Raw genomic sequence first — 8,825 nt, 5'->3', positions numbered from 1 at the left:
GGTCGAAGGCGCTGCGCACCGGCGGGGCGCCTTCCTCGCGGCTGCGGACCTGGGCCAGCGCCGCGTCCGGGTCGTCGTGAGTGGCCGGATCGTTTCCGGGCGGGGATTGTCGAGACATGGTCCTATCCTCTAGTAACAGACTGGCCTCTGGTGAGAAGCGGATGCCGATGGAAGCCACGGACTTCCCGATTAGCTCCGACATGACGAACGACGAGGCCGAAAACGGCCCCGTCGTTGCAACTACCTACAGGTGTTCAGATCAGGAAGACGCCTTATCCGAGGACTTGTCGTCCGAGGACTGCTGACCGGCGTCATCCGGCAGTAGGTTGTGGCCCTTCAGATAGCCCACCACGGAATCGTAGAATTCGCTGGTGATCTCGTTCTTGTCGGCCCAGACCTTCCACTCTTTCTGAGCGATGCCACGGAACTTGGCGCGCTCTTCGGCCGACATGTCGACGATGTGGATATTCGGATCCTTGCGCGCTTCACGCACGGCTTCCATGTCGCGGGTCTTGAGCTCGCCGACCATCTTGTAGGCCATCGAGTCGACGGAAGTTGCCAGGATCGCCTTGAGATCTTCCGGCAGGCCGTCCCAGATCTCCTTGTTCAGCGACACCGCGACCATCGGCAGCGAGTGGAAGCCCGGGTAGTTCGGGTAGTTGGCGAACTCGTGCAGGCCCTGCGCCTGGTTGGTGGCGAACACCGTGTAGTCGGCGGCGTCGATCACGCCCTTCTCGAGCGAGGTGTAGACCTCGGAACCCGGCAGGTTGACCGGAGTGGCGCCGGCCTTCTCGAAGATGTTGTAGACCATGCCTTCGGGGGCACGCAGCTTGAGGCCCTTCATGTCCTCGACGGTCTTGATCTCGCGGCTGGACGGCAGCGACTCCAGGCCAGTCGCGGCGGCACCGATCAGGTGAACCCCGTACGGTTCGGCCAGCTTGTTGTAGATCTCCTCGCCACCGGCGTTGTTCATGTAGTCGAGGAAGTCGTAGGGATCGCTCCAGGCACCGACCAGGTTACCGATCATGCCGAACGCCGGGTTCTGACCGGTGAAGTAGCTGGGGTCGGTCAGGTGGCCCTGCAGGATGCCCGACTTGACCGCCTGCAGGGTCTGGTTGGCCTGAACCACGGCACCGACCGGCAGGATTTCGATCGAGATACGGCCATCGGACATCGTCTCGACGTTCTGGGCCCACTGTTTCTTCATCTCGAACTGCGGCTCGCCCGCGGTCTCGGACGTCTGGAAGGTCCATTCGTATTCGGCGGCGTGGGCACTGAAGGCCATGGCACCGAGAACGGCAGCGGTTAGCGTCTTGAGCGGAGTGCTTAGCGTCATGGGATAGGCGTCCTTTAATCGCTTGTTATTTGGGTTTCGAGAGTGGGAAGTTGACGGGTCAAGTCCTCGAGACCGAGATCCCGCCCGGTGCGATCCAGCACCGCCAGCGCCGCTTGTGCGGCCTGCTCGGGTTGCCGCAGACGGATGGCCTCCATCACGCGGCGATGGCGTTCCATACTATCGTTGAGCTCGTCGGCGCTATGGTTGGAGCGCTCGACCAGCAGGGCGATCGCCGGCTTGAGCACATGGCTGATCTGAGCCCAGACCAGGTTGTGCGAAGCGGCGAATACGGCCTCGTGGAAGGCCACGTCGTATTCATCGTGCGTCTGCCCCTGCCAACATAGGCCCTCATCGTCGAGGGCGCGAATCATGCCCTCGTAGGCGGTTTCGATGGCGAGCAGATCGGCGGCGGTAGCGTTCTCGGCGGCCAGCCGGGCGACGAACGGCTCGACGGCGACCCGGAAGGCGAATATCTCGCGCTGGATGCGCGGGTTGGGCTGCGCGAAGCGCGCCATCCACATGCTGACCCGGGGATCGAGCAGGTGCCATTCCTGAAGTACGCGGACCCGCGTGCCCTGCCCCGAAATGCGCGTCAGCAGCCCCGCCGCCACCAGTGTCTGCAAGGCACTGCGCACCGTGCTGCGGCTGACCCCGAACTGCTCGCACAGGTCCAGTTCCTTGGGCACGAAGTCACCCGGCGCGTAGCGGCCACTGAAGATGGCCTCGGCGAGGTACTCGGCTATGTCCGGTCGCGGGCTGCGACCTGTGGCGGCAGTGGCGTTGCTCATCGGATCCCGGCGCTTCCTTGTAGGACTAGATGTTAGCTATGTCCGACATAGGATCAAGCAATCATCAACGCAGCGCCTTTATACTTTGGTCGGCCATTGCCGGTTTTCGTCGCGAATGGATTCGCGCCCACGAATCCAGGCTCGCAGTTCGCTGGAAGGGAGTCCCGCACAACGGTCACTACAAGCTCTTCTGTACCAGCCGGGGTGTGCTCTGCTGATACTGGCGGGGCGTCATCCCCTTCAACTCGCGGAAATGGCGATTGAAATTGGAGAGGTTGTTGTAGCCGACCTGAAAGCATATGTCGGCGATCGACTGCCTGCCTTCAAGCAGCAGGCGACAGGCGTGTCCGATGCGGATTCGCCGGAGGAAGGCGACGAAGGTGTCGCCGGTGGCGTGCTTGAAGAAACGCGAAAAGGTGGAGGGCGTCATGCCGTTGCGCGCGGCCAGCGTCGACATGCGCAGCTCTTCGTGGAAGTGGTCGTGTACATAGCGCAGTACGGCGTCGACCTGCTCGGAGGCGGTGCCCTTGACGCCCAGACCATACCCACGGCCAGCCAGGGTGTGATAATCGCACTGCGAGAGACTGCGCAGAATGGTCAGCATCGTCAGCAGCCTGCCGGCATTGTCCTGCTCGCCCATCGCGACCAGCAGCTCGGCGCAGCGCTGCGCTTCGTCGCCCTTGAATTCCACTCCCTGGGCCGAGTCCTCGATGAGCGTCGACAGGCAGTTGAGTTCCGGACAGAGCTCCATCATGTGCTCCAGCCACTCGCCCTTGAACTGAAGAACGACATCGCGCCCCTTTATCAGCGGCTGCGCGTCATCGGGGTCGCTGAACCAGGCATGCGGGATGTTCGGCCCCACCAGCACCAGGTTGCCGGGTTCGAACCGACCGATGTAATCGCCTACGAAATAATGTCCTTGCGAGTGGCGGATGAGATGTAACTCGTACTCGGGATGATAATTCCAGCGGGCGAGCGGTGCGGGGAAATCATGGCAATGCCAGTAGAAACTGAACTTCGGATCCTGGCTGACGCTCTCGAAGACAGGCGCACCAAGACGGGTATCGTTGAGCTGCGCGGTGATCATGGATTATCAGTGCCTCTTTCAGCTATGCCCATAAGGCTTTAGCACTCGCCAGGGCTGATCAGGCCGGCTCGTCGACCGGGGCCGCGTCTGCCGTGACACGCGCCCATTCGAGACCCTCATTATCCTGAAATAAAGCGCGCCACCGGCCTTTTATACTTTGGTCACACCCGCCGTTTCGGCTTCACGGGCCCAGCGTCCGAACGAATCGCAAAGAGTCATTCAAAACAGCCAATTACCGAAAGCCCCGTCAGAGTCTGCAAAAAAGTATCACTGACTCGAAAATTATAGCCTAGCCGCTTTTCCAGCGTGGCGCGTAGCTTCAATACCAAGCCCATGGCGAGTTCGGCCCGGCCGATCGGAGGCCGGCCCTCGCCTGTTTTCAACACGATTCGAGAAGAGCGCCATGAAAGCCAAAGCCCTGGTGCTGGAGAAAAAACGCGAGCTGTCGCTGCGCGAGATCGATCTGCCGGACCAGCTCGGCCCCGACGACGTACGCGTGCGCGTACATACCGTCGGCATTTGCGGCAGCGACGTGCATTACTACACCCACGGCCAGATCGGTCCCTTCGTCGTCCGCGAGCCGATGGTGCTCGGCCATGAAGCGTCCGGCGTGGTCACCGAAGTCGGCCGCAACGTAAGCCACCTTAGCGTGGGCGAGCGTGTCTGCATGGAGCCCGGCATCCCCGACCCCACCTCGCGCGCCGCCAAGCTGGGCGTCTACAACGTCGACCCCAGCGTGCGGTTCTGGGCCACGCCGCCGGTGCACGGCTGCCTGACTCCCGAGGTCGTCCATCCGGCGGCGTTCACGTTCGCGCTCCCCGACTCGGTGTCCTTCGCCGAGGGGGCGATGATCGAGCCGTTCGCGATCGGCATGCAGGCGGTCGTCAAGGCGCGCATGCAACCGGGCGACGTCTGCGTCGTGACCGGCGCGGGCCCGATCGGCCTGATGGTCGCCCTGGCCGCGCTTGCGGGTGGCGCCAGCGAGGTGCTGGTCTCCGACCTGGTCGAGGAGAAGCTGGCGATCGCGGCCCGCTACGCCGGCATCACCCCCGTCAACGTCTCGCGGGAATCGCTGCGGGAAGCCGTCGATCGGCGCTGCGGCGAGGACTGGGGCGCCGATGTGGTGTTCGAGGCCAGCGGCAGTCCCAAGGTCTACGACGATGTGCTGGCCTGCGCCCGGCCCGCCGGAGCGGTCGTGCTGGTCGGCATGCCCGTCGAGCCGGTCACCTTCGACATCGTCTCGGCGCAGGCCAAGGAGCTGCGTATCGAGACGGTCTTCCGCTACGCCAACGTCTATGACCGGGCGATCGACCTGATAGCCTCGGGCAAGGTGGATCTCAAGCCGCTGATCAGCGAGACCTTCGATTTCGAACAGAGCATCGATGCGTTCGAGCGTGCCGCAAGCGCACGACCCAATGACGTCAAGCTGCAGATCACGCTTGGCGCCTGAACACCAAAGCTGAACCCACTGGACCTGAACCACCAAGAGGTGAACAAAAATGACCCAGTTCAAGCGTCGCGACATACTGAAGGGAATGGGCGGACTCGCCGGTCTTTCGTTGATGGGCGCGGGCTCCCTGCGCACCGCCCTCGCGCAAGGGATGGCCAGCGATGAAGCCTGGAAACAGGCCAGCGGCACCACCATCCAGTTCATCTCCGAGAACACCCCGCCGACGACGGCCATCGCCGCCAACCTGGCGTCGTTCAAGGAGCTCACCGGCATCACCGTCAACATCACCGAGATGCAACTGGGCGCGCTGGTGCAGAAGGTCGCGCTGGACTTCGGCGCCGGGCGCAGCTCCTTCGACGTGATCTATGCCGACCCCTACCAGGTGCTCGCGCCCTATCACCGCGGCCTGGTGGACCTCAACACCTTCATCAAGGACGAGCAGCAACCTGTCATACCCAAGGGCATCGAGGATTTCATTCCCTCGCAGCTGGCCGCCGCCGGGCGTTTCGAAGACGAAGAAAGCCTCTATGCGCTGCCCTACGATTGCCCGACGATGATCTGGATCTACCGGCGCGACCTGTTCGAAAAGTACCACGACCAGATGCAGCAGGATCTCGGCTTCGATCCGACGCCATCGGACAGCACGACCTGGGAGCAGTACTACCAGATCGCCGACTGGTTCAGTAAAGGCAACGCCAGCGAGGTCAAGTACGGCACCGGCCATCAGGCCCAGCAGTACGACTCGCTGATGTGCGACTTCTCCAACGTGCTGTTCGCCTACGGCGGCGACTACTTCACCAACGGCCAGCAGATCGGCCTGCTCGGCACCGACTCGCCCGGCGCCTGCCAGCTGACCAGCGACGCCTCGCTGGAAGCCGCGCGCTTCTACCAGAAGCTGCTCAAGATCGCCCATCCCGGCAGCACCAGTTGGGACTGGACCGGTGTCGCCAACGCCTTCCAGAACGGCGAATTCGCGATGATGCCGGAGTGGCACGAGTTCGCCGGCTCGCTGGAGAGCTCGCCGCTGCAGGGCAAGATCGGCTACGCCCCGCTGCCCAAGGGCCCGGCGCGCAGCGCCAATCTATGGGGTGGCACCGGCATCGGCATCAACGCCAACGCCTCGCCCGAGAAGCAGAAGGCGGCCTGGCTGTTCCTGGTCTGGGCGACCTCGCCGCAGACCCAGCTGATGGGGCTGAAGAGCAAGGTCGGCGGCGGCACGCCGACACGCCAATCGGTCTACGACATGCCCGAGGTGAAGGCCGCCAGCACGCCGCCCACCGACATGCCCAACATGCTCACGGCGGATACCATGCTGGTCGCCTGGCAGGACGACCACATCGGCCTGCGGCCCAAGATCGCCCAGTGGAACGAGGTCGACACGGTGATCTTCACCGAGCTCTCGAAGATGCTGGCGGGCCAGATGTCCCCCGAGGAAACCATGCAGAGCGCCAAGCAGCGCATCGATCGCATCGTGGGGGCATGACGCATGGCGCTGTTGACCGGAAAGCCCTCGGCGCAGCGGCAGGGATTCGAGCTGGCGATGATGTCGCCAGCCCTGTTCCTGCTGGCCCTGATCACGCTGGTGCCGTTCTTCTCGATCATCTGGATGAGCTTCAACGACGTCAGCCTGATGGGCGGGCTGGCCTTCGAGTTCTCGGGCCTCGACAACTGGCAGCGGGTGTTCACGGACCCGGACATCCGCTCCAGCTGGCTGATCAGCCTGGTCTACTTCCTGGCCACGGTAGGCCTGGAGATGCTCATCGGCACGGTGATGGCGCTACTGGTCTACAGCCTGACGCGGGGCAGCAACATCATCATCTCGCTGCTGTTGATTCCGATGTTCATCGCCCCGGTCATCGTCGGGCTGCTCGGGCGTTTCATGCTCGACCCCAGCCACGGCCTGTATGCCTGGATCCTCAATGAAACCGGTTTGTTCGACGGCAACATTCTGGGCAGCGTCGGCTCCGCGATGGTCGCGGTCATCCTCATGGACGTCTGGGAGTGGACGCCGCTGGTCGCGCTGATCGTGCTGGCGGGGCTCACCTCGGTCCCCGAAGACGTTCTCGAGGCGGCCGAGATGGACGGCGCCAAGTACGCCCAGAAACTGCTCTACATCATCCTGCCATCGATCTCCAACATCCTGCTGGTGGCGCTGCTGATACGCGCCATGGATGCAATCCGCTTCTTCGCGATCATCTTCATAACCACCAACGGCGGCCCTGCCGACTCCACCAAGATCATCCCCATCAGGCTCTACGACATCGCCTTCCGGTTCTTCGATCTCGGCTATGCCGCGGCCGTCGGCATCACCATGCTGGTGTTCTCGATCATGGTCGCCACGGCATTCACGAAGCTGCTCAAACGCCAGGAGAAGACCCAATGACCGCCTCCAAGCGCTGGCTTCCCCTCACCGTCAAGATCACCCTGCTGACGCTTCTGCTGCTGTGGACCCTGGTACCGATCGTCTGGATGGTGCTGTCTTCGTTCAAGCCGAACGGCGTCATCACCGCCAATACGCCACAGCTTCTCTTCACCCCGACCCTGGAGCACTACGCCTCGCTGTTCAGCAGTGGCAACAGCCTCTGGCCCTACCTGCTCAACAGCCTGTTCATCGCCGGAACCTCGACGCTGATCGCCGTGGTGCTCGGCTGCATGGCCGGCTTCGGGCTGTCGCGCATTCGCATCAGGGGCAAGCAGCACCTGGCGTTCTGGATCATCAGTACCCGCATGGCGCCGATCGCCGCGGTCATCGTGCCGCTGTACCTGCTGTTTCGTTATCTCTATCTGCTCGACACCCACGCCGGCCTGATCGTCGCCTATCTTAGCTTCAACCTGCCGTTCGCCATTTGGCTGATGACCGCGTTCTTCGACGACCTGCCTCCCGATCTGGAAGAAGCGGCGATGATCGACGGCGCCACCAAGCTCCAGGCGTTCCGCTACGTGGTGCTACCGCTGATGACGCCCGGGCTGGTGACCACCGCCATCCTGTGCTTCATCTTCGCCTGGAACGACTACGCCTTCGCCCAGACGTTCTCGGGACCCAGCACGCAGACGATACCCATCGCCGCGGCACAGCTGCTGACCCAGACCGGCATCGACTGGGGCAAGTTGCTGGCGATCGGCACGATCGTGGTCTGCCCGATGGCGATCGCCGGGCTGCTGGTCAAGCGCTGGCTGGTCAAGGGGCTGACCCTGGGAGCCGTGAAATAAGCGACCGCTGCGAGCCGGCATTTCAGTAAATGGAGGAGACAAGCATGAGCGTGATGTCGCAGTTCGATCTGAGCGGCAAGGTCGCCGTCGTCACCGGCGGCAACGGTGGTCTCGGCGAGGCGTTCGCCCACGCGCTGGCCGAGGCCGGCGCAAAGGTCGCCATCGCCGCCCGCGGGCATGAGCGCAGCCTGAAAGTGGTCGAGGCCCTGCAGGCGGCCGGGCATCGCGCCATGGCGGTGGAAGTCGACATAACCCAGCCCGACGCGGCGGACGCCCTGCTCGACGAGGTCGAAGCCACGCTCGGCCCGGTCGACATCTTCCTCAACAACGCCGGTGCCTGTCATCACGCGCCCGCGCTGGAGGTCCCCCCGGAGCGCTGGCGCGAGATCTTCGACATCAACGTCCATGGACTGTGGTACTGCGCCCAGGCCGCCGGCCGGCGGATGCAGTCGCGCGGCGGCGTGATCATCAATATCGGCTCGATCTCGGCAATGATCGTCAACCGCCCGCAGATGCAACCCGCCTACAACGCCTCGAAGGCCGCCGTGCACCAGTTGACCAAGTCGCTGGCCGCCGAATGGGCTCCCTACGGCATTCGCGTCAATGCGCTGGCTCCCGGCTACGTCAAGACCGCGATGGCGCCGGTCGACGACCCCCAGTTCAAGCCGCGCTGGATCGACGACGCCCCCATGCAACGCGCCGCCACTCCCGAAGAGCTCGGCCCCACCATCGTCTACATGGCCAGTAACGCCTCGAGCTTCATGACCGGCTCCATCGTCGTGGTGGATGGCGGCTATACGCTCTGGTAACCGCCGCTCGAGTAACCCCCACCCCGGACCACCAGGAATCCGACATGGCAACGCTGCAACTCAACAATATCGTCAAGGACTTCGGCGGCACCCCGGTCATCAAGGGCGTCGATCTCGAGGTCAAGGACCGCGAGTTCGTGGTCTT

Annotated in this window: 8 protein-coding genes; 5 read left to right on the top strand and 3 right to left on the bottom strand. The window is 63.4% G+C overall.

Translation table 11 applies throughout. The annotated features are described in order from the left end of the window. Positions 1-259 precede the first annotated feature (259 nt). The 3 genes from R6258_RS18640 to R6258_RS18630 form a co-directional block, all read right to left on the bottom strand. Positions 260-1,336: a TRAP transporter substrate-binding protein gene (locus R6258_RS18640; protein WP_318453439.1), complete on the bottom strand. Its 1,077-nt coding sequence runs from the start codon at positions 1,334-1,336 to the stop codon at positions 260-262. A gap of 14 nt (positions 1,337-1,350) precedes the next feature. Then, entirely contained in the window at positions 1,351-2,124 is a 774-nt protein-coding gene (locus R6258_RS18635) for a FadR/GntR family transcriptional regulator (protein ID WP_318453437.1), read from the bottom strand. 178 nt (positions 2,125-2,302) lie between these two features. After that, entirely contained in the window at positions 2,303-3,211 is a 909-nt protein-coding gene (locus R6258_RS18630) for an AraC family transcriptional regulator (protein ID WP_318453435.1), read from the bottom strand. A 403-nt stretch (positions 3,212-3,614) separates the two neighbouring features. Between R6258_RS18630 and R6258_RS18625 the strand changes: the two genes are divergently transcribed. The 5 genes from R6258_RS18625 to R6258_RS18605 are packed head-to-tail and all read left to right on the top strand — an operon-like array spanning position 3,615 to position 8,680. Continuing rightward, the gene (locus R6258_RS18625; RefSeq protein ID WP_318453433.1) at positions 3,615-4,661 is read left to right on the top strand and encodes an NAD(P)-dependent alcohol dehydrogenase; all 1,047 of its coding nucleotides are present in this window, start codon (positions 3,615-3,617) and stop codon (positions 4,659-4,661) included. A gap of 49 nt (positions 4,662-4,710) precedes the next feature. Beyond that, a complete protein-coding gene (locus R6258_RS18620) occupies positions 4,711-6,144 on the top strand; it encodes a sugar ABC transporter substrate-binding protein (RefSeq protein WP_318453431.1) in 1,434 nt (477 codons plus the stop codon). 3 nt (positions 6,145-6,147) lie between these two features. Further along, a complete protein-coding gene (locus R6258_RS18615; RefSeq protein ID WP_318453429.1) occupies positions 6,148-7,044 on the top strand; it encodes a sugar ABC transporter permease in 897 nt (298 codons plus the stop codon). After that, positions 7,041-7,871, top strand: a complete 831-nt coding sequence (locus R6258_RS18610; RefSeq protein WP_318453427.1) for a carbohydrate ABC transporter permease — start codon at positions 7,041-7,043, stop codon at positions 7,869-7,871. The genes R6258_RS18615 and R6258_RS18610 overlap by 4 nt, the downstream gene beginning before the upstream one ends. A 44-nt stretch (positions 7,872-7,915) precedes the next feature. Then, positions 7,916-8,680 carry an SDR family oxidoreductase gene (locus R6258_RS18605; RefSeq protein ID WP_318453425.1) on the top strand — a complete coding sequence of 255 codons (765 nt, stop codon included), beginning with the start codon at positions 7,916-7,918 and terminating at the stop codon, positions 8,678-8,680. The last annotated feature ends 145 nt before the right edge of the window (positions 8,681-8,825 follow it).

Origin of the sequence: Halomonas sp. HP20-15 (genome assembly GCF_033446685.1) — a bacterium.
GTDB lineage: Bacteria > Pseudomonadota > Gammaproteobacteria > Pseudomonadales > Halomonadaceae > Modicisalibacter.
The sequence above is the reverse complement of the archived record's forward strand: the minus strand, read 5'-3'. Positions and strand labels throughout refer to the sequence as shown.